Source organism: Firmicutes bacterium HGW-Firmicutes-1 (assembly GCA_002841625.1).
Lineage (GTDB): Bacteria > Bacillota > Clostridia > Lachnospirales > Vallitaleaceae > HGW-1.
The window spans coordinates 51,859-78,812 of sequence record PHAG01000008.1 but is presented as its reverse complement, the minus strand read 5'-3'; the positions used below and the strand labels follow the sequence as shown (position 1 = coordinate 78,812).

Sequence of the window (26,954 nt, the reverse complement as noted above, 5' to 3'; positions counted from 1 at the left end):
TTATGAATTCTACATTTCTTTATAACTGTAAGTTCTGAACTTGTAGATATTCCTCAACCTTATCCAGTCTTTCTAAATCTCTTTTAAATCCAATATCATCCTTCATATTACATACGATCATCTGCAATGCATCTGCAAGGACACTATTTGTATCATCTAAATAATAGTATATAAGTTGTTCTTGTCGTTTATATTTTACAAACCCCATATCTCTCAGTTTACCAAGATGCTTTGAAATTTTCGGCTGTTGTTCTTCCAAGATTGCCTGCATCTGGCAAACACAAAGCGACCTATGGTATAGTAAAATTAAAATTCTCAATCTTGTCTCATCGGATAAAACTTTAAACAAATTAATTAAATTATCCATTATAGCACATCCTTTGTTTTGTCATTAGATTTATTATAACCAAAAAAGATACTCTTATTCCCATATGGGTATATAAGTATCTTAACTGATTTTTTGATAAATGTCAATTACTCTTTTTAATGAAAATGTTTTTTCCAATCTTTTCCCCATTATAAGCTCTTACATAATTTCCTACCTATCGTAAAAGATTCACCCATTCCTCCATGTGAAGATTCTTATTAATCATGAATACAACAACATGGTTATCAATCTGAATACTAATGTTTTTCAAGTTATCGAATTCATTATTTTGTTCTATTGTAATATCACTAATATGATTGAAAGGAATGTATGTATGCATATCACTATAATCTGCCCTGCGAGAGTACTTTGTACAATTTATTCTACTCATTATAATCAGTTCTTTTTTGTTACTCGCAAAAACATTACCTTGTAATTCTATCCTATATCTCCACTGAAAAATTTTTTCTAGTAAGCTCTTTTTATTTGCTGACAACTTCACCACTGGTTGGTAATTCAAAATAGCTACTTGTTCTTTTCTTTCTAATTGATTCCATAAGTTTTCAAATAGTGGAATCATTGTAGGTACTTCATTTAGATGGGGGAGTTCATAGGTTTTTATATTTTCTTGCGTATACTTTTGTCTTAATATTTCGACCACATGGTCAATAACAGTACTCGAGATCGTATTATAATGAATGAAAATAGGTTCACCTGAAATATATATTTTCAACTCTCCTTTCAATAAATTTTTTATATTTTGAATGAATAAAATTTCTCGATAATGAATTACTCTTGCTGAAACTGATGTTTTTACAAGATTAAAAATATAAATTTGTTCATCATTTAAACTTATTACACTGTCATAAAGAATACTTCCAGGTGATGTATTCCTGCGTTCAACATGTACTGGAATTTTAAATGCAAATTTTACATCATCCCCATAATGATAAGCATCTTTGAATATCGGAGGAACTTCTTCTTGATTGTTGATTTCTAGCAACCATGGTCCGAAACAATCATACTCTTTTCTTAATGCGTTCATATTCACTTTTTCCTTTCTATAAGAATTTTATTAATTTTCTCCGTATATGGTAATATAATTGTGTCATATGCCTACTTTATATTCAATAGATTTTATTTCAACTTATCAATTATTTGCTAAATATGAATTTTGATCGTTCTTACTTAGCGATAGTTGGTATGAAATATTGTTTGTTGCAAATAATATAATTACACCCCATAAAAAGAGAGGAGTAGCGCATATGCAGAGTATAAGACTTAACATCGAAGGGTTAGAGCAAAAAGAAACACAAGTTAAAGTTATAAACCAATTAGAAGGAATGCGAGGTGTGCAGGATATATACTTGAGTGAAGATGAAACATTTTTAGATGTAAATTTTGACGAGGAAACATCAGATGCAGAGATCAATAATCATTTGCAAAATAATGGGTATAAAATAAATAAGCTAGGCTAATTTTTTACTATTTCTAGAAAACCAAAAGACATGTAATGAGATTTTCGTTCCCAATTACATGCCTTTTTTGAACAACTTAATTTTATTATTACTCTACCGTAACGCTCTTCGCCAAATTCCTTGGTTTATCCACATCATGACCCAACCCACAAGCGATATAATAAGCAAACAACTGTTGTGGTATATTTTCTAGCACTGACGTAAACATCCAATGTGTTCTTGGAACATAAATCACATCATCTGCAACTTTTTGAATCTCAGTATTCCCTTCAAGTGCGATTGCTAATATACTCGCACCTCTTGACTTCACTTCCTTAATATTGCTCACCGTCTTATCAAACAACTCTTCTTGAGCTACTAGCCCCACCAACAACGATCCATTTTCAATCAACGCAATCGGTCCATGCTTTAACTCTCCTGCTGCATAAGGCTCAGCGTGTAAATAAGCAATCTCTTTAATCTTTAACGCACCCTCCATTGAAACCGCATAGTCCATGCCTCTTCCAATATAGAATACATTTTTCAGATTAATATATTTATCCGCTAACGATTTAATATAACCAGATTGCGCTAAAATCGTTTCTACCTTTTCAGGAAGGCTATATAATTCTTCCTTAATTTCTGCAAATTCTTCATCAGTGATTTCTCCAAGCTCCATTGCGATCTTAGTAGAAATCAAATACATCGCACATAACTGTGCAGAATATGCTTTCGTGGATGCAACTGCAATTTCAGGACCAGCCAATGTATATAAAATATCAGTAGCCTCTCTCGCAATCGTTGATCCCACTACATTAACCACTCCAATTACATGAGCTCCTGCCTTCTTACCCATTCGTAGTGCTGCAACTGTATCAGCAGTTTCTCCAGATTGAGATACCACGATAAGAAGTGTATTCTTATCAATAATTGGTTCTCTATATCTGAATTCCGAAGCAGTTTCAGCAACAACTGGAATTCTAGATACACGCTCTATAAGATACTTACCAACAAATCCACTATAAAAAGCAGTACCACAAGCCACAATATATATTTTATTGATCTTAGCCAAATCTTTCTTTGTTAACTTAATTTGATCTAACTCAATTTGATCCTTGTCTAAAGGCAATCTAGGAATTAAAGTATCCCTAATAACCTTAGGTTGTTCAAATATCTCTTTCAACATAAAATGTTCATAGCCGCCCTTTTCAGCTGCAGCAATATCCCAAGTAACCTTAAACACTTTCCTATTAACAACTTCTTTCTTCTCGTTAAGAATCGTAACATCATCTTTTGTTACAATCGCTAACTCAGCATCTTCAAGTAAATAAATATTTCTTGTATACTTTAAAATCGCAGGAATATCAGAGGCAACAAAGTTCTCACCTTTTCCTAATCCTATGATTAATGGACTGTCTTTTCTTGTTGCAATAATCTTATTCGGATCATCTTGGCACACAACTGCCAATGCATAAGACCCTTCGAATCTATCTGTTGCCATAATTACAGCATCCAACAAATTACCTGCTTGTTTATAGTAATAATCAATAAGCATTAAGCCTACTTCAGTATCTGTTTCAGATAAAAACTGATATCCTTCAAGTTCTAATTCATCCTTTAAGGATAAATAATTTTCAATAATACCATTGTGTACTAAAGCAATCGTACTATTTGCGTTCATATGAGGATGTGAATTCACATCTGATGGTTCTCCATGAGTTGCCCATCTAGTGTGGCCAATACCCATCAATCCATTGGAAGCTTGCTCAACTAATTTTTCTTCAAGATTAGCAAGTCTTCCCTTAGCCTTTACAAGATTCAATCCATCTTTAAATACTACAACACCTGCTGAATCATAACCTCTATACTCTAAACTTCTAAGCCCTTCAATCAGAATAGGCGTTGCTTCCTGTTTACCAATATATCCAACTATCCCACACATATCATTGCCTCCTAATTTAATCTATTTTCAATTAATTTTGCTAACCCTGTTGCTTCTATTAATAACTCTTGTTGATTTTTTCCTTCAATCATGACTCTAATAAGAGGTTCTGTACCTGAAGGTCTAATAAGCACTCTGCCGCTACCGGAAAACTTTGCTTCAACAGCTGCAATTGCTTTAGCAATCACTTCATCCGATTCATATAAATCTTTTTTCTCAATTTTAATTTTTGCATTTACTAGAACTTGTGGTAAAACTTCCATTACTGATGTAAGAGCAGATAAACTTTTACCCGTCATTTTCATTACCTCAAGTAAATGAAGTGCAGTAAGTAATCCATCACCAGTTGTATTTTCGTCTAAAAATATAATATGACCAGATTGCTCTCCGCCAAGATTGTAACCTTCTTCAAGCATTTTTTCTAGAACATACCTATCTCCAACCTTTGTTTGTTCAATGTTGAGTCCTTGTTCTTTACCCATGATAAAGAATCCTAGATTACTCATTACTGTTGCTACAACAGTATCTTTTTTAAGAATTCCTTGTTCCTTCATATATAACGCACAAATGGCCATAATTTGATCGCCATCTACAATATTACCTTTTTCATCAACAGCAAGGCATCTATCAGCATCGCCATCAAAAGCTAACCCAATATGCGCTTCAACTTGTTTCACATACAGTTGTAAATCGTTCATATGTGTTGAACCACATTTTTTATTGATATTGGTTCCATCAGGTTCATTATGAATAATGATAACTTCTGCGCCAAGTTGTCTTAGAGCTTCTGGAGCAGACACATAAGATGCACCGTTCGCACAATCAATAACAACCTTTAATCCATCTAGTTTCGTGTTGATCTGTCTTTTAGCATAACGAATGTAGTCATAGATACACTCTGTTCTATAAACCACTCGACCAATATCAGTACCCACTGGAAGTTCAATATCCTTGTTGTCATTTGCAAGTAAAGCTTCTATTTCCTCCTCTAAGGAGTCAGATAACTTATAGCCATCCTTGTTAAAAAATTTAATTCCATTGTATTCTACTGGATTATGGGATGCTGAAATAACTACGCCTGCATCTGCACCATATTCTTTTGTCAAATAAGATACTGCTGGTGTTGGTACTACTCCTACTGATACTGTATCTGCTCCTACTGAGCAAATTCCAGCAACCATTGCAGCTGTCAGCATTTCACCAGATAATCTTGTGTCTCTACCTATTAAAATAGTTGCCTTATGCTTGTTCTCTTTTGTTAATACGTAGGCCCCTGCTTGACCTAATCTATACGCTAGTTCTACTGTTAATTCCTTGTTTGCAATACCTCTAACGCCATCTGTTCCAAATAAATTCCCCATTTACAAACTCCTTCCAAATTTTATGTCTTATGAGCTTTCTTACATCTTTGGGCTCACAAAGGCATAATGTTTATCACACTATCTGGATTGATTATATCATTCGACCCTTGGAGCATCAATAAAAAAAGCGTAAATATATGATTATTTTTACCTCTGGTATATACCAATATGGATACTGGTATAGATTTAATATTGGAATCAGTACCCTTTATAACCCTGTATCTCAATCCCAATATCTTTTCAATAGCATTGTTAATATATTGAAAATCTTATCAGATAATGTTATAATAATGTGTATAAGCACAAAATATTTCGACATATTGCGAGGGGATCTCATGAAGAAGAACTGTCAGCTCATCCTTCTAAGTTTAGTGCTATTATCTTTTATATTTAATTCATTGGGATTTATTTATGCTGATGATAATTCATCAGAAATGAAAACCGTCTTATTTCTCAACTCCTATCACAAAGGCTACAAATGGAGCGATGATATTTACGATGGCATTAAGTCAGTACTTAACTCTGATGATGCTAAGATTGAGCTTCAAGTAGAATATATGGATGCACAACGAGTAGTCGATAGGCAATACATTCAATCACTTTTCGATACATATAAATATAAATTTAAGGATAGACATTTTGATTTAATCATTTCCTCTGATGACGCTGCCTTCAACTTCCTTCTAGAATATGGTGATGAATTATTCCCAGGTATTCCAGTTGTTTTTTGTGGTGTGAATTATCTCGAAGAGGATATGCTTAAAAAGCATGCTTCTTATACTGGTGTCGTAGAAGGTTTTGATATTGGTAGTACAATTGATACCGCTTTAACGCATCATCCAACTACTGAGACTGTATACTACGTAGATGATGATACAACTACTGGCATTGCTATTATGAAAGAATTCTCAAAGGTTATGCCCGCCTACAAAGATAAATTAAACTTTGCCAAACTAGATGGAGCAAACCTTGATGAAATAATCAAAAAGTCTCGAGACCTACCAGAGAATAGTATTATTTTGTACCTGGTTTATTTTAAGGATAATGAAGGTACTCATTATGAGTATAACGAAGCTATATCTATGCTATCGCAAAATAGCTCAACACCTATTTATGGTGTATGGGATTTTACATTAGGTTATGGAATAATTGGAGGAAAATTAACCAGTGGTTTTTATCAGGGCGAAACGGCTGCTAATATAGCTGTTAGAGTACTAAATGGTGAAAATCCTTCTGACATACCTGTAGTTACTGAGATGACGACTCATTATCAATTTGATTACCAACAATTGAAAGAAAATGGAATTGAAGTAGACTTGCTTCCTCAAAATAGCATCATCATCAATCTAGAGAAGACATCAAAAAAGCAGATATTAATTTTAAATTCCTATAATAAAGGCTTGAAATGGACTGATGACTTAGAAATTGGTATTAAATCTGCTCTAGTAGATAGCCTTGATGATATTGAGTTTACTTATGAATTTATGGATGTTCAGAAAAATACTGATCCAGTATATCTTCAGAATTTGTATGAGCTACTAATTCGAAAATACAAGAATAAGAAGTTCGATTTAATTATAACTACTGATGATGTTGCTTTTAAATTTATCAAGATGTATCACGACACTATTTACAAAGATGTTCCAACTATCTTTTGTGGCGTAAATTACTTTGAGGATTCAATGCTTGAGAATAAGGAAAGCTTTACTGGCGTAGTAGAGTCTTATGATTTAAGAGGAACGATTAATGTTGCTCTTGAAATCAACCCTTCCATTAAGAAATTCATAGTAATCAATGATACTTCAGTAACGGGTCAAGCCAACAAGAAAAATCTAGATTTACTAATACCTGATTATCAAGACAAGCTTTCTTTTGAGATATGGGATGACATGAATATGTCAGAAATACAGGAAAAAGTTAAGACATTGAAAAACGATAGCGTTATATTACTATTGTCCTTTAACAGAGATAAATCGAACAACACTTTTTCCTATGACGAAAGTATTGGGATGATATCAGAGTATGCCAGTGTACCAATTTATGGTGTATGGGACTTTTATATTGGAAAAGGATTGTTAGGTGGTGTACTTACCTCTGGAACTACCCATGGTCAAACTGTTGGTGAGATGGCATTAGAAATTCTTAGCGGCAAAAAACCCTCTGATATACCAGTAGTAATCAATAGTCCAAATATATACATGTTCGATTACAAAATGCTCGATAAATTCGAAATAAACATAACTAGTTTGCCTTATGGGAGTAAAATAATCAACGAGCCAAACTCTCTTATAGATTTTTATACGAACAACAAAAAATTATTACTACCCTTCCTTTATATACTTTTCGCCCTAGGCATAATATTATCTTTAATGTATAAGAACATTCGAATCAGGAAGGCTGCTGAGGAAAAAGAGAGGCTTTACGCCTTAACAGATTCTCTCACAGGAATGCCCAATAGAAGAGCTGGCATTGAACATTTAAATGCTCTACTGGAGAAATCCAAAGAAGGTAATTTCCAAACAACAGTTTGTTTTATTGATGTAAATAACTTAAAAAAGACAAACGATGCCTATGGACATAGAGAGGGTGATGAATTAATCAAAGACTTATGTTTGCTAATTAACTCACAATTACGTGACATTGATCTGTTCTGCCGATTTGGTGGAGATGAATTTTTAATTATATTTTATGATACTAATCTCATAGAAGCAAAACAAGCCTTGGAAAGAATAAACGAAACAATCAAAAATCATAACCAAAACGAATACAAACCTTATATGCTCAGTATTAGTTATGGATTTGGGGAGTACAATCAAAAAGAATGCAATACTCTTGATGATCTAATTGAACAGGCAGACAATGCAATGTATAAAAACAAAAGAAAAATGAAAAGAGAACAAAAATAAGGCAAAGGGGACAGGCACTTTTGCCTCAGCAAAATTTATGGGTAAGCCTATCGGATCTTTTAAGACAAAGGTACCTGTCCCCTTTGTCTCAGCATACTTTATGGGGTGATATAATGAGAAAAGCCAGTCGGATCTTTTTGATAATTGTTGTACTACTATCCCTTTTGAGTAGTTCATTCGATATGGTTTATGCCCAATATCAATCACCAGAAATTAAAACTGTTTTATTTCTCAATTCCTATCATAAAGGCTACAAGTGGAGTGATGATATATACGATGGCATAAAATCAGTACTTAACTCCGATAATGTTAACATTGAGCTTCAAGTAGAATATATGGATACACAAAGGGTTGTAGATAATCGATACTTACAATCACTTTTTGAAACTTATAGCTATAAATATGAAGACCGACACTTTGATTTAATTATATCCTCTGACGATGCTGCTTTTAATTTTCTTCGAAATTATGGTGATGAATTATTCCCAAATACTCCTGTTGTTTTCTGTGGTGTCAATTACTTTGAAAAGGATATGCTTAATCCAAATAGTTTGTTTACAGGAGTAGTTGAGGGTTTTGATATAAGTGATACCATAAATACTGCCTTGGAGCTACATCCGAATACGAATACGATATACTATGTAGATGATGATACAACTACAGGTATTGCTATTATGAAAGAGTTCTCTAATGTAATGCCTCAATATAAAAATAAAATCAACTTCAAAAAATTAGATGGTAAAAATCTGAATCAAATAGCAAAAAAAGCAAGTAGCTTACCTGAAGACAGTATCATTTTGTTTTTGATTTACTTTAAAGACAATGAAGACAATCGATATGAGTATAACGACGCCATCTCAATGATTGAGAAAGATAGTTCTGTACCAATTTATGGGGTATGGGATTTTACTTTAGGCCATGGAATCGTTGGTGGGAAATTAACCAGTGGTTTTTATCAAGGTGAAACTGCTGCAAAAACTGCACTTAGGGTGCTAAATGGAGAAAATCCTTTTGATATACCTGTTGTTACTGAGAAAACTACTCAATATGAATTTGATTATCTGCAATTGAAAAAATACGATATAAGATTAGAATCACTCCCACAAGATAGCATAATCATAAATCTTGAAAAGACAGCAAAAAAACAGGTCTTAATTTTGAATTCTTATAATAAAGGCTTAAAATGGACTGATGATTTAGAGATCGGGATTAAATCTTCTATGGCAGATAAATCATTTGATGTAGAATTTACTCATGAATATATGGATATCAAGAAAAACGCTGACCCTGTATATCTTCAAAATTTATATGAGCTATTAATAAAAAAATATAATAACACGAGATTTGATCTAATTATTACTACAGATGATGTTGCTTTTAATTTTATTCAGCTCTACCATAATACTATTTACAAGGATGTTCCAACGATATTTTGTGGGGTAAATTATTTTGAAGATTCAATGCTTGAAAACTCGGCAAACATTACTGGTGTAGTAGAATCTTATGATTTAATTGGAACAATTAATGTTGCCCTTAAGTTCAATCCTTCCATCAAAAAAATCATAGTGATTAACGATACCACTGTAACTGGTCAAGCAAACAAAAAAAATCTTGATATTATCATACCTGATTATAAAGACAAAGTTCATTTTGAATTCTGGGAAGATTTTAATATGTCAGAGATTCAAGAAAAAGTGAAAACCCTTGGAAGTGATAGTCTTATATTACTTCTATCCTTTAATAGAGATAAGTCTAACAATAGTTTTTCTTATGACGAAAGTATAGAATTGATTTCTGCAAATGCCAGTGTTCCGATATATGGAGTCTGGGACTTTTATATTGGGAAAGGGCTTTTAGGTGGGGTGCTTACTTCTGGCATTACTCATGGTGAAACAGTAGGAGAAATGGCATTTCAGATCTTGGGTGGCAAAAAACCTTCTGAAATACCAATTGTTAAAAATAGCCCAAATACATATATGTTTGACTACAATATGCTAAAAAAGTTTCATATCAACCAACATAGTTTGCCAATGGGTAGCAAAATAATAAATGAGCCAACTTCATTCATTGATTTTTATTATAGCAACAAAAAATTGTTTAGAGCCTTCTTTTACATAGTTTCCGCGTTGATGATTATGAGCTTAGGTATGATAGTTACTTTAATGTATAAGAACATTCGAATTAGGAAAGCTGCCGAGGAAAAAGAGAGATTATTTGCATTAACAGATCCATTAACAGGAATTCCTAATAGAAGAGCTGGAATTGAACAACTAAGTAAACTACTTGAGAAATCTATTCTAGGCGAATCTCAAACAACGATTTGTTTTATCGATGTTAATAACCTAAAAAAGATTAACGACTCCTTTGGTCATAGAGAAGGTGATGAGTTAATCAAAGACTTGTGTTCACTAATTAAGTCTAGATTACGTGAGCTTGATATGTTCTGTAGATTTGGTGGAGATGAATTTTTGATTATTTTCAAGGATTTGGATTTAATAAATGCACGATATGCCTTAGAGAAAATTACCGAAACAATTGAAGATCATAATCATAAGGGCTATAAACCTTATACTATTAGCATTAGCTATGGATTTTCCGAGTATTCTCAAGATGAATGTAACACGATAGATGATCTCATTGAACAGGCTGACAATGCCATGTATGAACATAAAAGAAAAATGAAAAACGAACAAAATCTGACAATATAAACGAATATTTAAGTTGAAAAGACGATAAGACAAAGGAGACTGTCCACTTTAACCAAAAACAATCAAATGCACCAGTAGTCAATGTTACAAAACCTCCGCATTCGCTACGGTTTCGTAACCGAATGCAAGAAGCTTCACTTGCACATCAGTGGGAGCTTCCACCCCACCGATGTTGGAATTAGTTCCCCCACTTAAGAAGTGGGGGACTTCTTCCATTCGGTTAAATCAAAAGAGACAACATATTGAATAACAATAGTTGTCTCTAAATTTTGAATTAATTACACTATTATATTGAATTAAGACAAAAGTGCCTGTCCCCTTTAACGTGTCCCCTTTAACGCTATATGATTGAAACGTATTTTTTGTCTGTTATATTAATATGGTTAATTAGCCAATCATATAAGAAGAGGAAAATATCTTCATTTAACTTGCTGTTGTCATCTGAAATATTTTGCTTGAACTCTTTTACCTTTGCGATAAACTCAGCATGTTCTTTTTTATGATCTTCTAAATCCACATAACCTGCAGCCTTCATTAGCTTCTCTTCTTCATGAAAATGAAAAATCGAATATGTTGTTAATTCACTAATTATTTTATTTGTTTCAGAAAACGGCTTATCTGCTTTAATCGTTTCAAATGCATCATTAAAAAGCTTAATCAAATTTTGATGGTGTTGGTCTAATATCGTATTTCCTACAGAATAATCCTTGCTCCATATATAATTTGCCATATGCTCACGATCCTTTCTTTTGCTTTATAGATTTTTACTGAGTCAAAAGTGCCTGTCCCTTTTAGCTTAAGACAAAAGTGCCTGTCCCCTTTAACCTATTTAGCGCCATATAGATTGTAGTAATCATTAATTCGTTCTTTGATTTCATCGTCGATATAGCATACACCGTCAATTTTGCGACCATGTAAGTATCCGATTACTTCTTCCATTGTTACAATAGAACATGTTTTAAAATCAAAGGTTTCTGCTAATTCATTTAATGCGCTTACATTTGTTTTGCCTTTTTCCATTCTATCTACAGATATGATTAGTCCAAGGACTTCTACGTTTGCAGCTTCTTTTAACAGTGGCATGGTTTCATAAATAGAAGTTCCTGCTGTAGTTACGTCTTCGATTATAATTACCTTGTCGCCATCTTTAAGCTTACTTCCTAGTAATACACCTGCTTCGCCATGATCTTTCGCTTCTTTTCTATTAGAACAGTATGCTACATCCGCGCCATAGGAATTAGCTAATGCAATTGAAGTTGCTACGCTTAATGGGATTCCTTTATAAGCTGGGCCGTAGAGCACCTGAAAGTCTAAACCAAAATTTTCTCTGATTGCCTTTGCATAATAATCGCCTAATTGGCTTAATTGCCTTCCAGTTCTATAATTGCCTGTGTTCACAAAAAATGGCGTTTTTCTTCCGCTTTTTGTTGTGAAATCTCCAAAAGTAAGCACTCCGCATTGCACCATAAATTCAATAAAATCTTTCTTGTATTGCTCCATATTAACATTCCCTTTCTTCTATTAGTTTTACCCTCTATGTATCTCTATAATGCGCCCCCACGCATGCGTTATTATTCTATTATACCAATTATTTCTTTAATGTCACTAATTTTTTTAGATTTCATAAAAGTTTCTAGCTCATCTAGTATGTTCATTGTTGCTCTAGGGTTTATTAAATTAGCGGTTCCAACAGCGATTGCAGTTGCTCCAACCATTAAAAATTCAATCGCATCTTCCCCTGTCATAATACCACCTAATCCAATAATCGGTAGCTTTACAGCCTTAGAAACTTGATACACCATTCTTACTGCAACTGGCTTAATTGCCGGTCCCGATAGACCTGCAAACTTATTTGCTATAACAGGTTGTCTTTTATGAATATCCACTTTCATACCTATTAAGGTATTAATCAATGAAATAGCATCTGCACCTCCAGCTTCAACTGCTCGTGCAATTTCTGCAATGTCTGTGACATTAGGACTTAGCTTAACGATTAAAGGTTGTTTCGCATATTTTTTTACTTCTCTTGTTATTTGCTCTGCCATTTGTGGGCTAATCCCAAAGGCAACGCCACCCTCTTTTACATTTGGGCAGGAAATATTAAGCTCTAACAAGTCTACATCTTCATTTTGTAGTCTTTCGGCCACCTCACAATAATCTGAGATCGTTCTCCCAACTACATTTACGACAATTTTAGTATCATATTTTCTTAAAAATGGAATGTCTTCCTTGATAAATACTTCCATTCCTGGATTTTGAAGGCCGACTGCATTTAGCATACCTCCATAGGTTTCAGCAATTCTTGGGGATGGGTTTCCTAGCCATTCTTTATTTGCCACACCCTTCACAATTACTGCACCTAATCTATTGATATCAATGTATTTTTCAAATTCTTTCCCAGAGCCAAAGGTTCCTGATGCGGTCATAATAGGATTCTTAAGTTGAACTCCAGCAATATTTACTCCTAAATTCATTAAAAGAGCACCTCCTTAGCATCAAATACAGGGCCATCCTTACAAACCTTTTTATAAATATAGCCGACTTCATTATCCGCTTTTATTTTGCACACGCAACCAACACAAGCCCCAAAGCCACAGCCCATTCTCTCTTCTAATGATAGCTGTGTCGGAATGTTCCTTTCGGCTGCCCATTGTTGTAGAGCTTTTAACATTGGTTTTGGTCCACATGCATAAATTCTTTGACCTATAGCACTTGTTTGATTCATTAACTCTATAACCGTACCATGGTGACCTTCACTACCATCGTCTGTTGCAACAAATACTTCTCCATATTTTTTTAGTTCATTTATCAAGTATGGATTAGATCTAAAGCCTAAATAGATTGTTTTCTTTCCTTCAATTCTTTTGGCAAGCTCAAGAAGTGGTGGTGTGCCTACCCCTCCACCAACCAAAATGCTACCTTCACAAGTCTCTATAGTGTACCCATTGCCAACAGGTCCTAAAACATCAATATAACTACCCTTTCCAAGAGTTGAGAATTCCTTGGTGCCCTCTCCAACTACTGCATAAACAAGCTTAACCCATTGTTCCTCTGGATTAACCTCACATATACTGATTGGTCTAGGGAGCAGCATACTCCCCGAGCTACTATATAAATTTACAAATTGTCCTGGCTTAGCCTCTGATGAAATGGAATCACTTTCAAAAACGATTTCAAAGACTCCCTCAGCAATTTGATTGTTATAAATAATTTTACATCTTGACCTACCTAAATTTTCATCTATGCACATTTTATTGCTCCTCTTTGCTATACCCTAAATTATAAATATCCGTGTCTTCTTCCGTCATGTTTGCACAAATAATCCCAAGCATACCCTTCGCGGTATCTAGAGAAGTGAGTACAGGTACGGAAGCCTCGATTGCAGCTCTTCTAATGATAAAGCCATCTCTTGTAACATCATTTACTTTTGTTGGTGTGTTGATGACCATATCTATAAGACCACTTCTAATCATATCAAGTATATTGGGAACACCTTCACTAATTTTCTTAACCAATTGAACATTTACACCGTATTCTTTTAATACATTGGCAGTACCTTCTGTTGCAACAAACCTATAACCCATTTCGATAAATCTCTTAGCAAGTGGAATAAACTCTGGTTGGTCTAAAGGCTTAATTGTTGCTAGAATCGTTCCTCCACCTCTAAGAACCCCCATGCCCGAACCTATAAATCCTTTATAAAGAGCCTCTTCAAAGGTTTTACCTACACCAAGCACTTCCCCTGTTGATCTCATTTCTGGTCCAAGGCTTACTTCCACATCAGGTAGCTTTTGGGTTGAAAAAACAGGTACCTTAATGGCTACTAGGTCCGCTTCCTTGTAAATCCCAGTACCAAACCCTAGATTTACCAGCTTTTCTCCTAGCATTATTCTTGTTGCAAGCTCAATCATAGGTACGCCTGTAACCTTGCTAATATAAGGCACTGTTCTTGAAGATCTAGGATTTACTTCAATAATGTAAAGCTCTCCTTTAAATTCAATATATTGAATATTAATCATCCCAATTACCTTTAAGGCAACGGCTATCTTTTCTGTTTGCACAAAAATTTGATCCTTTATGGATTGAGAAATATTTTGAGGCGGATAAATGGAGATACTATCACCTGAGTGAATGCCTGCTCTTTCCAAATGCTCCATGATTCCTGGAATAAGAATGTTTTCCCCATCACAGATTGCATCAACTTCAATTTCTCTACCAGTTAAATAACGGTCTATTAGAACTGGGTTTTTATGATCTCTCTCAAAGGCTTGAACCAAGTACCTTTCTAGCTCAATCTCATTGTAAGTGATTTCCATGCCCTGGCCACCAAGTACATAGGAAGGCCTTACAAGTACCGGATAACCAAGCAATTCAGCTTCTGCTAAGCCTTCTTTCAGTTTCCAGACAGCTTTCCCTTTTGGTCTTTTAATATCTAATTTTTCCATAAGATCGTCAAACTTTTCTCTATCTTCTGCTTCATCTATTTGCTCTGGTTTTGTTCCAAGTATTGGAACATTCATTTCACTTAAGAAACTTGCTAACTTAATGGCTGTTTGTCCCCCAAATTGTAAGATTACACCACTTGGTTTCTCTTTTTCAATAATATTAAGGACATCTTCTTCAGTTAAAGGTTCAAAGTAAAGCTTATCTGCTATATCAAAATCTGTACTAACAGTTTCTGGATTGTTATTCACTATAATTGTTTCAATACCTGCTTTTTTCAGTGCCATAATTCCATGCACTGAGCAATAATCGAACTCAATACCTTGTCCAATTCTAATTGGTCCTGAACCTAAAACCATAACTTTCTTTCTATCAGTAACTTCAACTTCATCATATTCATCGTAAGTTGAGTAATAATATGGTGAAACTGCTTCAAATTCTCCACCACAGGTATCTACCATTTTAAAGACTGCGTTAATTTGGAAAGCTCTTCTAAGATTGTATACTTCAACTGGAGGACAACCAACAAAATCAGCAATTGCTTTATCAGAGAAGCCTTTCTTTTTTAGGTCTCTCATCCAGTCCCTATCGATATCTGTAATGGTTACTTCTCTTAAACGTTCCTCTTCATCAACGATTCCTTTGATTTTATCCACAAAGAAGGGATCCATACCTGTTATACGACATACCTTATCAATTCTATAGTTTCTTCTAAGAAGCTCTGCTAAGTCAAATAATCTTTCATCATCTGGTACTTGAACACGTCTCTTTAACTCGTCCATATCTCTAAGTGCAGCTTTGGGATGGTGTAATGAGTATTGGCCTATTTCTAAGGACCGTACTGCCTTTAGAAGAGCCGCTTCAAAGGTGTTTCCTATTGCCATTACCTCACCCGTAGCCATCATTTTTGTTCCAAGGGTCTTCTTTGCTCTTCTAAATTTATCAAAAGGCCATTTTGGAATTTTAATTACACAATAATCTAAGGTAGGCTCAAAGCAAGCCGTTGTTTTCTTCGTTACTGCATTTTGTATTTCATCAAGTCCATAGCCTAGTGCAATTTTCGTTGCAACCTTAGCTATTGGATATCCCGTTGCCTTAGATGCAAGTGCTGATGACCTACTTACTCTAGGATTTATTTCGATGATTGCATATTCAAAAGATTCTGGATGCAGTGCTAATTGTACATTACAGCCTCCTTCAATTTTAATTGCATTTATAATGTCAATTGATGCTTTTCTAAGCATTTGATATTCTACATCAGAAAGGGTTTGAGATGGAGCTACAACGATACTATCACCAGTATGAACTCCTACAGGGTCTATATTTTCCATATTACATACTGTAATACAATTACCAAAGCCGTCTCTCATTACTTCATATTCAATTTCTTTCCAGCCCTTAATTGATTTTTCTAATAACACTTGACCAACACGGCTTAATTGTAAGCCTTGTGCTAGAATTTGTTTGAGCTCTTCACGGTCTTCTGCGATTCCACCGCCTGAACCACCAAGTGTATAGGCGGGTCTTACAACTACTGGATATCCGATCTGGGCAGCAAAGTCTACGCCTTCCTCCATAGTTGTTACTATTTTACTTTCTATAACAGGTTGACCAATCTTTTCCATTAATTTCTTGAAATCTTCTCGGTCTTCCCCTTCCTTAATTGCAGCAATTTGAGTTCCAATAACTCTAACACCATATTTTTCTAAAATACCTGCGTCATGTAGTTCAACTGCTAAATTAAGTCCTGTTTGTCCACCCATTCCTGCTATTAAGCTATCTGGTCTTTCCCTATCTATTACCTTTTCTAAATACTTTAATGTCAATGGCTCAATGTAGATTTGATCTGCGATTTCTTTATCTGTCATAATGGTTGCTGGATTGCTATTTACCAGAACTGTTTCTACGCCTTCTTCCTTTAACGCTTGACAACACTGTGTTCCAGAATAGTCAAATTCTGCTGCTTGTCCTATTACAATCGGTCCTGATCCAATAACCAAAACCTTTTTTATACTATAATCTCTTGGCATTATGTCACCTTTCCTTTCAAATGGTCTTTTATTCATTTCACCTTTTATAACTGCTTCATTGCCTCAACAAACTCATCAAAAATCCCATCTGTATCATGTGGTCCAGGGCAAGCCTCTGGATGGAATTGAGTACTATAGATTCGATGTCCATGGTGTCTCATACCTTCAACTGTATTGTCATTTAAATTAATATGTGTTATTTCAATATCCTTTGGAAGCCCTTCTTCCTTTACTACATATCCATGGTTTTGTGATGTAATCATAACTCTATTCGTTGTCAGATCCTTTACAGGATGATTCGTTCCTCTATGACCGAATTTTAATTTTTCTGTATCTCCACCTAGTGCAAGAGCTAACAGTTGATGACCTAGACATATTCCTGTAATAGGCTTTTGTCCAATTAACTTTTTCAGTTCATCTACAACTTCTTGAAGATCCTTAGGGTCCCCTGGTCCATTCGAAAGGAAAATCCCATCTGGATTACAAGCTAGTATTTCTTCTGCTGTAGTCATTGCTGGGAAAACTGTAATCTTGCAGTCTCTTTTCTGAAAGGATCTGATAATATTATTTTTGATACCAAAATCCATAACTGCTATATGTTGTCCATCACCTTCATAAACCTTGACCTCGTTCGTGGATACTTCCTTTACAGCAAAGGTATTATTGAAGCTGTCTAATTTGCTTTTTATTTGACTTTCTGTTAAATCCCTAACTGTGATGATCCCTCTCATCGTACCATAATTTCTGATTATTTTTGTTAATGCTCTGGTATCAATTCCTTCAAGTCCAATAATCCTATTTCTTTTTAAATATTCTTCTAGTTCAAATTCACAACGCCAGTTGTTAGGGTTGTTACATTTTTCTCTTACGATGAAGCCTCTTACCTTTGCTTCACTTGATTCTAAATCATCTAAATTAATTCCATAATTACCGATTAGTGGGTAAGTCATGGTTACTATTTGTCCATAATATGATGGATCCGTCAACACTTCTTGGTACCCTGTCATACCAGTGTTAAATACTACTTCTCCAACTGTTTCTTTCAGATGTCCAAAAGCTTTACCTTCAAAAACTGTTCCATTTTCAAGGATGAGTTTCGCTTTCATTTATATTGCCCTCCTATTTGAATATTTGATCGATTGATATGCAACTATCTGAAGCAATTAGTTAAATCTTCTCGCATATCAATTACTGCTTGTCTTGCTGCCTGTGCAAATTCTTTCTCAGTAAAGTTATCCTTATAGGCTTTCAGTGTATAGGCTGCAATAATACCTCTAGAGGAGTTTACAATTGCTCCTAGACCGTCTTTGTTAAAACAGCCAGCAAGATCACTTGCTGTTGCTCCTTGAGCGCCATAACCTGGAACTAAGAAGTAAGTCTTAGGCATGAGCGCACGCAGTCTTATACCTTGTTCTTTATGCGTTGCTCCAACGACTGCACCGATTCTACTATAACCTTCATTTCCCATAACCTCGTCGCCCCATTTTGCAACAAGCTTGCCCATATATTCATAAAGTCTTTCGCCATTCTCACCAACTGTAATGTCTTGAACTTCACCACTATTTGGATTAGAAGTTTTCACAAGTACAAACATGCCTTTATCATATAGCCTGCAATTGTCCATATAAGGCTCAATCGAATCATATCCTAGGTATGGATTCAGTGTTACAAAGTCTTCCTTGTACACTTCTAATTTTTCACCTTCAATTTCAACTCTACCAATATGACCATCTGAGTAAGATGTTGCCGTTGAGGCTATGTCGCTTCTTTTAATATCTCCAATGATTACGAGTCCTTTTGCTTTTGCATATGCTATCGTGTCAATATAAGCTTGCATACCTACTGCTCCATATTGCTCGTACATTGCAACTTGTGGCTTAACTGCTGGAATCAAATCATAGGTTGCATCAATGATCGCTTTGTTAAATTCTAAAAATGCTTTTGATGCTCCTTCAAGGGTTTTACCATATAAATCATATGCTTCTTCCTTTATATGACTAGGTACGAAATCCAATCTTGGATCCAGACCTACAACTGTTGGATTACTAGTTGCTTTTATTTTACCGATTAGTGAATCTATCATAATAGTTCCTCCTGAATGATGTTTATTTATGCCTGGTATTTAACAATACCATTTACAATTGTATATTTTACTTGACCTTTTACTTCTCTACCGTCAAAGGGAGTGTTTTTACTCTTTGATAGAAATGTACTCGCATCTACCTTATAGACCTTCTCAGGATCAATAATAGTGATATCTGCTATCTTACCAATATCAAGATTCCCTTTATCTATATTGAGTAATTTGGCTGGGTTATAACTCATTTTTTCAATCATTTCCATTGGTGTTAAAATACCCTTATCTACCAGCTCTGTTATGGTTAATGCCACCGCTGTTTCAAAACCTACTATACCATTGGCAGCTTTTTCGAATTCGCAGTTTTTTTCATCGATATGATGTGGTGCATGGTCAGTTGCAATGATATCTATTGTACCATCTTTCAATGCAATTTTCATTATCTCGACATCTTTTTTTGTTCTAAGCGGTGGGTTCATCTTTGTATTTGAATCAAAGCCCATAACTGCTTCTTCTGTTAGTGTAAAATGGTGAGGCGTAACTTCTGCAGTTACACTTATATTTCTTTCCTTTGCTCTCTTAATGATTTCTACACTTCCAGCTGTACTAACATGGCATATATGAAGCTTAACACCTGTTTTTTCAGCCAGTAAAATATCTCTTGCAACTATAATTTCCTCTGATTCATCTGGAATACCTTTGAGTCCAAGAATGGTTGCTGTATCTCCTGCATTCATGCAGCCACTCCCTGCAAGGGAATCGTCTTCACAATGAGATAGGATTGGAAGATCAAACATTTTAGAATAAATCATGGCTTTTTTTAGTAATCCTGCATTAAGTACGGATCTTCCATCTTCACTTATGGCACAAATTCCAGCCTCTTTCATTTTTCCAATATTAGCTAATTCCTCGCCTTTTTGTCCTTTGGTAATCGCACCAACTGGCAACACATTTACAACCGCTTGTTTTTCTGCTTTCAACTTGATGTATTCGACTAGGATTTCGTTATCAACTACTGGATTCGTGTTTGGCATCGGGCATATTGTAGTAAACCCACCCTTTGCCGCACTCATGGAACCTGTTTCTATGGTCTCTTTATATTCATAACCTGGCTCCCTTAAATGTACATGTACATCTATTAATCCAGGTACTACCCAACAATTATTTGCATTGATGATTTCAGCATCTTTTAGATTGATTTTATCTCCTATTTCTATAATGATACCATCTTCAACAACCAGATCTTGTACTTGATCTTTTTTTGTTGCTGGGTTGATCATGCGTCCGTTTTTTATTAATAGCTTCATCTTCATTTCTCCTTAATCATTGTTATATATGTTAATGCTAGATATTTCACCAGTTACTATAACGAATTGCTTCCAATTCAAAGCCTGGGCTAGCGAATTGCTTCCGATTTCCTTGCCTGGGCAAGTAAGGTTAGTAGTGCCATTCTTACTGCTACACCATTTTTAACTTGTATGTTAATCGCTGATTGTTTACCATCTATAATTTCAGAGGTCAATTCCACTCCTCTATTTACTGGACCGGGGTGCATCAACAATGCATCTTCTTTTGCAAGGTCAAGTACTTCCTTATCTACTCCAAAAAGTTGTGAATATTCTCTTAAATCAGGGAACATGCCACCCTTTTGTCTTTCAAGCTGAACTCTAAGACCCATTACTACATCTGCATCCTTAACTGCATCTCTTACATTGTGATTGACCTCTGCTCCAAGAATCTGCAAGCCTTTTGATACTAAGGTCGTTGGTCCTGAAAGCACAACCTTAGCTCCAAGCTTAGTAAGACCAAAAATATTGCTTCTGGCAACTCTGCTATGCATAATATCTCCAATAATGACTACCTTTAAGCCTTCAAAGCTTTTCTTACTCTCCATAATTGTGAATAAATCTAGTAAGCCTTGCGTTGGATGCTCATTCGTTCCATCTCCACCGCTTACAACTGAAGCTTTGACATTTTTTGCTAATATGTGGGGTGCACCTGTCATGCCATGTCTCATAACAATGATATCCGTTCCCATTTGGTCCATCGTCATTCCTGTATCAATTAAGCTTTCCCCTTTTGTTACACTGCTTGTATGAATACCCAAATCAGTAAAGGTTGCGCCTAAATACTTACTTGCGAGTGCAAAGGACATTTTTGTTCTTGTTGAGTTTTCATAAAACAGGGATACTATACTTGTATCCTTTAAAGTGTTCGTGCTTAAAGATCTATCATCAATCATTGGTTTCATTTCTTTTGCTAATGTTAATATTTGAAGTATCTCTTCCTTCGTTAAATCATTAAGTCCTAGCATGTCTTTTCTTGTCCACATTGTTTTTCCCTCCATTTAATTCTTATACTAGTATTGATGTATTTATTGATTATTTATACAGTTATTAAACTTTTGCAGAACTTCTCCCAGGAATAAGAAAAGCAATAAATACATTAACTAAATGAAATAGTCAACTGCATCTATTGCTTTATATTTTACACCCATATTTTTATTAATGACGAACTGGGACAGATGGTTTTGCAACATCAGTCCTGTTATACTTTTTATATCCATAAAATGATTCTTTACATTATAAAAGAACGCATCAATGTGTCCCATCCATTTTTCCTCCCTTGCTGGTCTCTCGGTACCAAATTAAAGGTCGCTATGTGTTCGTAAATTGTAGCTCAAATTGTTATGATTTTATCACAGATTAGACCATGTGTCAAATGATATTTGTCTATTTAAACCATCAATATTACATTCTGTTCTCTCCCTGCCCTTAAACCTAGCTTTATAAAACAAGTCATAGGTTATTTACAAGTAAAAGACATCTCATCTCAATGCAAATACCTATTTTCATATATATAAAACAAAAAAAGACAGTTTTTCAATAAAATTCTCCATTGTCTAATACTATTGTCACTGGTATAGTTATCTTAAACAAAAGAATACAAAATTGAAAGAGGTGCATTTATGCTATACGGTGCTATTGAAGCTGGTGGAACTAAGATTATTTGTGCAGTAGGAAATGAACAAGGCGAGGTTTTTAATCTTATACGACTTGATACATTAACTCCCGATGTAACTATGCCAAAAATTATTGAATATTTCAAGGAAAATCAAGTTGAAAGTATCGGTATCGGCACTTTTGGTCCTGCTGGCGTTAATCCTGACGCTGCAAATTTTGGTTATATATTAGATACTCCCAAGTTACCTTGGGCTCATTTCAACTTCCTAGGCGCATTAAAAGAGCATTTTGATATACCAATGAACTTTGATACAGATGTAAACGGAGCTGCCCTAGCAGAACATCAATGGGGTGCTGCACAAAACGTTAATTCCTGTATTTATATTACTGTTGGTACAGGAATTGGTGGTGGTGCTTTTGTGAATGGAAAATTACTCCATGGATTGCTCCATCCAGAAATGGGCCATTTTCTTATCCCACGTCATCCCCAAGATCAATTTGAAGGTGTTTGTCCTTTTCATGGAAATTGCTTAGAAGGCATGGCCTCTGGTCCATCCATTGAAAAGCGTTGGGGGCAAAAAGCTTATCTCCTTGATGCAGCTCATCCTGCATGGGAAATGGAAGCATATTATTTAGCTCAAGGTGTTCTTACTTATATCATGATCTTATCACCAGAAAGAATAATCCTTGGTGGTGGTGTAATGGGACAAAAACACTTACTAGATATGGTCAGAAAAAACGTTCAAGAATTATTGAAGGAGTATATAAAAGTACCCCAACTTGAAGGTGATATAGATCAGTATATTGTAAGTCCACAGCTTGGTGAAAATGCAGGAACCTATGGAGCATTGGCATTAGCATTGCAGGCACTAAACAAACTATAATACAAGAAAATCGGCTGCATTGAGTTTGAAGCTCTCGTTACCTATCTGCCGCTTTTCCAATTGCTTATTTAATACTTTCCTAGTAAAAAAGAAAATCGACTTATACTTGCTTATGCAGAACTTTTCTTATACAAAAAAAGCGACGAATCACATAGTGAAAAGCCGCTTTTTTATTTTCTTTACTTATTGTGATAAAACATTTTTTGTATCTACATAATTGCCTATCTCAATTCTACAGGTGTTTTTGTTATCATATTTTTCCAATAATTTCATCAATATAGCTGCAATCAATACAACCGTTGCAGATATCTTCCAACATACTTCAAATGAAGCAATTTCAAGTACCGATCCCATAACCAAAGAGCCCATCGTATATCCCGTTCCTATTAATAATGAAAGAATAGAACTAATTCTTGCTCGATGAGATGCTGGTGCATGACTCATTATAAATGGTACTGAGCTAATTGCTTCAAGGATTTCTCCTAAGGTAAAAATGAACACCGAGGTAAAAAATGCTGTTTTGGTAGAAACAAATCCTAGCATGCCAAAACCTACGGTAAAAAGTAATCCCGAATAGAATATTCTTCTAATATGTGTGAATTTACCAAATGCCAATGTAATTAATGGAGTACAGATTACAACTATGGTAGCATTAAAGGTTCCTAGTAAACCATATAGCTTTGCTCCTTCGTTTACAAAATTTGCTTCAGCATGTAAAGGTATCATAAAGGACCATTGTGAATAAACAAACCTGTATCCAATTGTAGCAAGGGCAAAGTACATTAATATTGGTTTTGAAAATAACACAGCTATGGTTGAACTTTTAGCTGATTGCTTCAATTCCTTTATTTTAATATCCTTACTCTCGCTATGCTTCGTATTGGTAGACGTCTCTTTAACAAAAACAGCTATGAGCAATATTCCAATTAAAGCTGTTATCCCATCAATGATAAACATCCACACGAAGTGATTTTCAAATAAAAATCCAGCAAATATTTGTGAAATTGCAAATCCAAAATTAAAACCTAAATAATTCAAAGAAAATGCACCCTGTCTTTGCTCTGGGGTAGTTAAATCTGCTGTCATAGCATCATGAGATGGTCCTGCTACACCAAAACAAAAGGTTGTAGCCATTAATACATAAACCAAATTCATGGAAGGCTGAATGAATATACATGCAACATAACCCACCGCTGCAATCAATTCAAAGATAATCAATACTCTTTTTCTACCATAGGTGTCTGATAATTTCCCGCCTATCAAGCTAGAAGGGACAAATAGAAACCCTAAAACAGCAACATAAAAACCTGTTTCTGCACTGGATAACCCAATCTTTTTACTGAGTAATAGTGTCATAAATGGGCCAATAAGCGCTCCCATTGCATTAATCGTTTTAGAAATAAATATAATATATATTTCTCTTTTTAGCCCTAAATAAGGCTTAAATAACTTTTTCATTTCTTCTCTCCTAAAAGCCTACAATCCTTTTACCTAAATCATTCCAATAAAAAAAGCCATAAACATTACATGTTCTAATGGCTCTCATAATACTCTTTTCCAACATTATAAAAGCCATAGGATATGTATCCTATGGCATATTGATTAGACTAAAATTAGAATAATAGATCATAGGTTACTTCCACGTGATAATTTGTAGTTGTATTACTGTTGCTTAATTTCATTAATCTCATATTCATAACCTCACTTTCTTATTATTTTTTATTACCATTTATTAGTATATAACAGCCAATGGTTCTTTGTCAATTCATTTTGTCTTACCTCAATAAGGTTGTGTATCGTACTGCATTTCGTGTTATACTAACACTAACTTACTTAAATGGGAGATGTTCCAATGCATTATATTGTTTTTGATCTAGAGTTCAATCAAGTTTGTCCACCAAAAACAGAGGAAATCACTGCAAACTCTATAAAATGTCCTTTTGAAATAATTCAAATTGGTGCAGTAAAGGTCAATAGTTCTTTTGAAACCATATCAACCTTTAATCGTTTGATTAAGCCTTGTATCTATCCCACAATGAATCCCTTCGTATCTAAGCTTACTCGAATTACGATGGAGCAATTGGAAATGGAACAACCTTTTGATGAGGTGGTTCATGATTTTATTGATTTTATAGGTAGCGATGATGCAATTTTATGTATTTGGGGAATGTCTGATATGAAGGAGATGTTTAGAAATCTTCATTTTCATGAGATCGATAACCTTGAAATTCCAAGAAATTATATAAACCTACAGCCTCATACTGCTGTTTTTTTAGACCTTCCAAAAGGCATTCACTTAAGCCTTCGTAATAGCATTGATTTCTTGAGTATACCGTTTGAACAGCCTTTGCATGATGCTTATAATGATGCTTATTATACCGCTGAAATTTTCAAAAAAATATACTCTGAAACTATGCTATACGAAACATATATTCCAAATTTCAATAATCCAAATATCATTATACGGCCAAAGAAGAAATACACTGCAACAGATAGGTTAATCCAACAATTTGAAAAAATGTATGAACGTGAAATGACTTTGGAAGAGACAGCTATTATAAAATTAGCTTACGTCATGGGCAAGACTAGTCAGTTTGAAGTTGAACAAGAATGATTATCTTTTTATAATCAAATTATTAATTGATGCAATTAATACCATGGCAACAGCGATACCTCCTGCAATTTGCAAGGTTTCATATAAATAAATTGTAGATAGGTTATAATCCTCGTTTACGATATAATAAAGAGTTTTGTACATTCCTGCACCAGGTACTAATGGGAATATACCACTAATTTGATAAATTGTTACCGGGTTCTTTCGCATCTTAGAGAGGATATGCGAAATAATACTAATAACGATTGCTGCAATAAAACTAGAAAAGATACTCTCTTGGATTAAGTTATAGGTAAGAAGGTAAACCGCCCAGCTGATCCCTCCAACTGTTCCACAAAAAAGCAATTCTCTTTTGGATACATTTGAAAAAACTGAAAAAGCGAAAGTTCCAGCAAAAGCAGCAAATATCTCAATCATCATAAAAAAGCACCTCCTAAATAGATATAAAAAAATTTAAGAATGCTTCCTACACCGACTGCAACAGAGGCAGCAATGATAAAGGCGTCCGCTGTTCTTGAAATACCAGAAATGAAGTCCCCTTGAATAATTTCTCTAATGGCATTTGTTATAGCCACTCCTGGAACTAAGGGCATAATCGCACCAATAACAATCAAATCAAAATTTGAGCCAATATTCAAATAATAAAAAAACACGATTGCCAAGGATGCAATTAGAGCACCCCCTATGATATCCTCGAAAAACTTTGAGGTATCAAATTTCCTGAGTACTATTTGCATCATAGTAAGTACAAATCCAATGATCATAGTTACACACATATCTATAACATCACCACCAAAAACCACAGTAAAACTTCCAGCACCGATACCTTTGGCTAAAATCATTACCCAATTAGGGTAAGGTGGCTCCTCTTTAATCACTTCAAGTAACTTATAAGCCTCCTCTAGTTCCACCTCACCAGAACAAAATCTTCTAGATAGGTCATTCGCCATAGCAACTCGATTTAAATGAACCACTCTTTTGTGCACCCTTTTCACAAATGTAATCATATCTATTGAAGGGTCATCTAAAGTAGCAAAAATGCCCGTAGGCGTAACAAAAGATTCTACTGTTCTAAAATTGGTGGTTGCTAGAATTCTATTTATTGTATCTTCTACTCTAGATGTTTCTGCACCACTTTTCAACATAATTTCGCCAGTTAAAATTGCATAATCAAATAATTTTTTATGATCCATGTCTTCTCC

At 34.7% G+C, this 26,954-nt stretch carries 21 protein-coding genes; 5 read left to right on the top strand and 16 right to left on the bottom strand.

Annotation, left to right across the window (positions count from 1 at the left end; genetic code table 11):
• Positions 1–19: 19 nt before the first annotated feature.
• A complete protein-coding gene (locus CVU84_10035; GenBank protein ID PKM94401.1) occupies positions 20–367 on the bottom strand; it encodes a transcriptional regulator in 348 nt (115 codons plus the stop codon).
• A 175-nt stretch (positions 368–542) separates the two neighbouring features.
• Positions 543–1,412, bottom strand: coding sequence for a hypothetical protein (locus CVU84_10030; protein ID PKM94400.1), 870 nt, complete (start codon positions 1,410–1,412; stop codon positions 543–545).
• A 220-nt stretch (positions 1,413–1,632) separates the two neighbouring features.
• On the opposite strand from CVU84_10030, the gene CVU84_10025 reads away from it, so the two are divergent.
• Positions 1,633–1,845, top strand: a complete 213-nt coding sequence (locus CVU84_10025; protein ID PKM94399.1) for a hypothetical protein — start codon at positions 1,633–1,635, stop codon at positions 1,843–1,845.
• Positions 1,846–1,933: 88 nt separating this feature from the next.
• On the opposite strand, the gene glmS is transcribed toward CVU84_10025, so the two are convergent.
• Both glmS and CVU84_10015 read right to left on the bottom strand, forming a co-directional pair.
• Positions 1,934–3,766 (bottom strand): glutamine--fructose-6-phosphate transaminase (isomerizing), encoded by a 1,833-nt coding sequence (glmS, locus tag CVU84_10020; protein ID PKM94398.1) that lies wholly within the window; start codon positions 3,764–3,766, stop codon positions 1,934–1,936.
• A gap of 11 nt (positions 3,767–3,777) precedes the next feature.
• Positions 3,778–5,127 carry a phosphoglucosamine mutase gene (locus CVU84_10015; protein PKM94397.1) on the bottom strand — a complete coding sequence of 450 codons (1,350 nt, stop codon included), beginning with the start codon at positions 5,125–5,127 and terminating at the stop codon, positions 3,778–3,780.
• Positions 5,128–5,264: 137 nt separating this feature from the next.
• On the opposite strand from CVU84_10015, the gene CVU84_10010 reads away from it, so the two are divergent.
• Both CVU84_10010 and CVU84_10005 read left to right on the top strand, forming a co-directional pair.
• Entirely contained in the window at positions 5,265–8,033 is a 2,769-nt protein-coding gene (locus tag CVU84_10010; GenBank protein ID PKM94396.1) for a hypothetical protein, read from the top strand.
• Between the two features lie 113 nt (positions 8,034–8,146).
• Entirely contained in the window at positions 8,147–10,741 is a 2,595-nt protein-coding gene (locus CVU84_10005; GenBank protein PKM94395.1) for a hypothetical protein, read from the top strand.
• A gap of 340 nt (positions 10,742–11,081) precedes the next feature.
• On the opposite strand, the gene CVU84_10000 is transcribed toward CVU84_10005, so the two are convergent.
• The 9 genes from CVU84_10000 to CVU84_09960 all read right to left on the bottom strand — a co-directional run bounded on the left by CVU84_10000 (position 11,082) and on the right by CVU84_09960 (position 21,623).
• Positions 11,082–11,471, bottom strand: coding sequence for a hemerythrin (locus tag CVU84_10000; protein ID PKM94394.1), 390 nt, complete (start codon positions 11,469–11,471; stop codon positions 11,082–11,084).
• 95 nt (positions 11,472–11,566) lie between these two features.
• Complete coding sequence (locus tag CVU84_09995; GenBank protein ID PKM94393.1) at positions 11,567–12,241, bottom strand: orotate phosphoribosyltransferase; 675 nt, start codon at positions 12,239–12,241, stop codon at positions 11,567–11,569.
• A gap of 71 nt (positions 12,242–12,312) precedes the next feature.
• A complete protein-coding gene (locus tag CVU84_09990) occupies positions 12,313–13,215 on the bottom strand; it encodes a dihydroorotate dehydrogenase (GenBank protein PKM94392.1) in 903 nt (300 codons plus the stop codon).
• On the bottom strand, positions 13,215–13,991 hold the full coding sequence (locus tag CVU84_09985) for a dihydroorotate dehydrogenase electron transfer subunit (protein PKM94391.1): 777 nt from the start codon (positions 13,989–13,991) through the stop codon (positions 13,215–13,217). The genes CVU84_09990 and CVU84_09985 overlap by 1 nt, the downstream gene beginning before the upstream one ends.
• A gap of 1 nt (position 13,992) precedes the next feature.
• Positions 13,993–17,214 carry a carbamoyl-phosphate synthase large subunit gene (locus CVU84_09980; GenBank protein PKM94390.1) on the bottom strand — a complete coding sequence of 1,074 codons (3,222 nt, stop codon included), beginning with the start codon at positions 17,212–17,214 and terminating at the stop codon, positions 13,993–13,995.
• Positions 17,215–17,258: 44 nt separating this feature from the next.
• On the bottom strand, positions 17,259–18,320 hold the full coding sequence (locus CVU84_09975) for a carbamoyl phosphate synthase small subunit (GenBank protein PKM94389.1): 1,062 nt from the start codon (positions 18,318–18,320) through the stop codon (positions 17,259–17,261).
• 44 nt (positions 18,321–18,364) lie between these two features.
• A complete protein-coding gene (pyrF, locus tag CVU84_09970; protein PKM94388.1) occupies positions 18,365–19,297 on the bottom strand; it encodes an orotidine-5'-phosphate decarboxylase in 933 nt (310 codons plus the stop codon).
• A gap of 26 nt (positions 19,298–19,323) precedes the next feature.
• Positions 19,324–20,598: a dihydroorotase gene (locus CVU84_09965; GenBank protein ID PKM94387.1), complete on the bottom strand. Its 1,275-nt coding sequence runs from the start codon at positions 20,596–20,598 to the stop codon at positions 19,324–19,326.
• An 89-nt stretch (positions 20,599–20,687) separates the two neighbouring features.
• On the bottom strand, positions 20,688–21,623 hold the full coding sequence (locus CVU84_09960; protein PKM94386.1) for an aspartate carbamoyltransferase: 936 nt from the start codon (positions 21,621–21,623) through the stop codon (positions 20,688–20,690).
• Between the two features lie 636 nt (positions 21,624–22,259).
• On the opposite strand from CVU84_09960, the gene CVU84_09955 reads away from it, so the two are divergent.
• Positions 22,260–23,138 carry a fructokinase gene (locus tag CVU84_09955; protein ID PKM94385.1) on the top strand — a complete coding sequence of 293 codons (879 nt, stop codon included), beginning with the start codon at positions 22,260–22,262 and terminating at the stop codon, positions 23,136–23,138.
• A gap of 183 nt (positions 23,139–23,321) precedes the next feature.
• Here CVU84_09955 and CVU84_09950 read toward each other — a convergent pair whose 3' ends face one another.
• A complete protein-coding gene (locus CVU84_09950; protein PKM94384.1) occupies positions 23,322–24,596 on the bottom strand; it encodes an MFS transporter in 1,275 nt (424 codons plus the stop codon).
• A gap of 394 nt (positions 24,597–24,990) precedes the next feature.
• Between CVU84_09950 and CVU84_09945 the strand changes: the two genes are divergently transcribed.
• Complete coding sequence (locus CVU84_09945) at positions 24,991–25,752, top strand: hypothetical protein (protein ID PKM94383.1); 762 nt, start codon at positions 24,991–24,993, stop codon at positions 25,750–25,752.
• Here CVU84_09945 and CVU84_09940 read toward each other — a convergent pair whose 3' ends face one another.
• Complete coding sequence (locus CVU84_09940) at positions 25,753–26,172, bottom strand: threonine/serine exporter (protein ID PKM94382.1); 420 nt, start codon at positions 26,170–26,172, stop codon at positions 25,753–25,755.
• A complete protein-coding gene (locus CVU84_09935) occupies positions 26,169–26,945 on the bottom strand; it encodes a threonine/serine exporter (protein ID PKM94381.1) in 777 nt (258 codons plus the stop codon). The genes CVU84_09940 and CVU84_09935 overlap by 4 nt, the downstream gene beginning before the upstream one ends.
• Positions 26,946–26,954 lie beyond the last annotated feature (9 nt).

What these genes read in the sequence shown, in the direction of transcription:
- CVU84_10035 (PKM94401.1), bottom strand. Translation starts at nt 367, where the DNA reads ATGGATAATTTAATTAATTTGTTTAAAGTTTTATCCGATGAGACAAGA.
- CVU84_10030 (PKM94400.1), bottom strand. Translation starts at nt 1,412, where the DNA reads ATGAACGCATTAAGAAAAGAGTATGATTGTTTCGGACCATGGTTGCTA.
- CVU84_10025 (PKM94399.1), top strand. Translation starts at nt 1,633, where the DNA reads ATGCAGAGTATAAGACTTAACATCGAAGGGTTAGAGCAAAAAGAAACA.
- glmS (PKM94398.1), bottom strand. Translation starts at nt 3,766, where the DNA reads ATGTGTGGGATAGTTGGATATATTGGTAAACAGGAAGCAACGCCTATT.
- CVU84_10015 (PKM94397.1), bottom strand. Translation starts at nt 5,127, where the DNA reads ATGGGGAATTTATTTGGAACAGATGGCGTTAGAGGTATTGCAAACAAG.
- CVU84_10010 (PKM94396.1), top strand. Translation starts at nt 5,265, where the DNA reads ATGATTATTTTTACCTCTGGTATATACCAATATGGATACTGGTATAGA.
- CVU84_10005 (PKM94395.1), top strand. Translation starts at nt 8,147, where the DNA reads ATGAGAAAAGCCAGTCGGATCTTTTTGATAATTGTTGTACTACTATCC.
- CVU84_10000 (PKM94394.1), bottom strand. Translation starts at nt 11,471, where the DNA reads ATGGCAAATTATATATGGAGCAAGGATTATTCTGTAGGAAATACGATA.
- CVU84_09995 (PKM94393.1), bottom strand. Translation starts at nt 12,241, where the DNA reads ATGGAGCAATACAAGAAAGATTTTATTGAATTTATGGTGCAATGCGGA.
- CVU84_09990 (PKM94392.1), bottom strand. Translation starts at nt 13,215, where the DNA reads ATGAATTTAGGAGTAAATATTGCTGGAGTTCAACTTAAGAATCCTATT.
- CVU84_09985 (PKM94391.1), bottom strand. Translation starts at nt 13,991, where the DNA reads ATGTGCATAGATGAAAATTTAGGTAGGTCAAGATGTAAAATTATTTAT.
- CVU84_09980 (PKM94390.1), bottom strand. Translation starts at nt 17,214, where the DNA reads ATGCCAAGAGATTATAGTATAAAAAAGGTTTTGGTTATTGGATCAGGA.
- CVU84_09975 (PKM94389.1), bottom strand. Translation starts at nt 18,320, where the DNA reads ATGAAAGCGAAACTCATCCTTGAAAATGGAACAGTTTTTGAAGGTAAA.
- pyrF (PKM94388.1), bottom strand. Translation starts at nt 19,297, where the DNA reads ATGATAGATTCACTAATCGGTAAAATAAAAGCAACTAGTAATCCAACA.
- CVU84_09965 (PKM94387.1), bottom strand. Translation starts at nt 20,598, where the DNA reads ATGAAGCTATTAATAAAAAACGGACGCATGATCAACCCAGCAACAAAA.
- CVU84_09960 (PKM94386.1), bottom strand. Translation starts at nt 21,623, where the DNA reads ATGTGGACAAGAAAAGACATGCTAGGACTTAATGATTTAACGAAGGAA.
- CVU84_09955 (PKM94385.1), top strand. Translation starts at nt 22,260, where the DNA reads ATGCTATACGGTGCTATTGAAGCTGGTGGAACTAAGATTATTTGTGCA.
- CVU84_09950 (PKM94384.1), bottom strand. Translation starts at nt 24,596, where the DNA reads ATGAAAAAGTTATTTAAGCCTTATTTAGGGCTAAAAAGAGAAATATAT.
- CVU84_09945 (PKM94383.1), top strand. Translation starts at nt 24,991, where the DNA reads ATGCATTATATTGTTTTTGATCTAGAGTTCAATCAAGTTTGTCCACCA.
- CVU84_09940 (PKM94382.1), bottom strand. Translation starts at nt 26,172, where the DNA reads ATGATGATTGAGATATTTGCTGCTTTTGCTGGAACTTTCGCTTTTTCA.
- CVU84_09935 (PKM94381.1), bottom strand. Translation starts at nt 26,945, where the DNA reads ATGGATCATAAAAAATTATTTGATTATGCAATTTTAACTGGCGAAATT.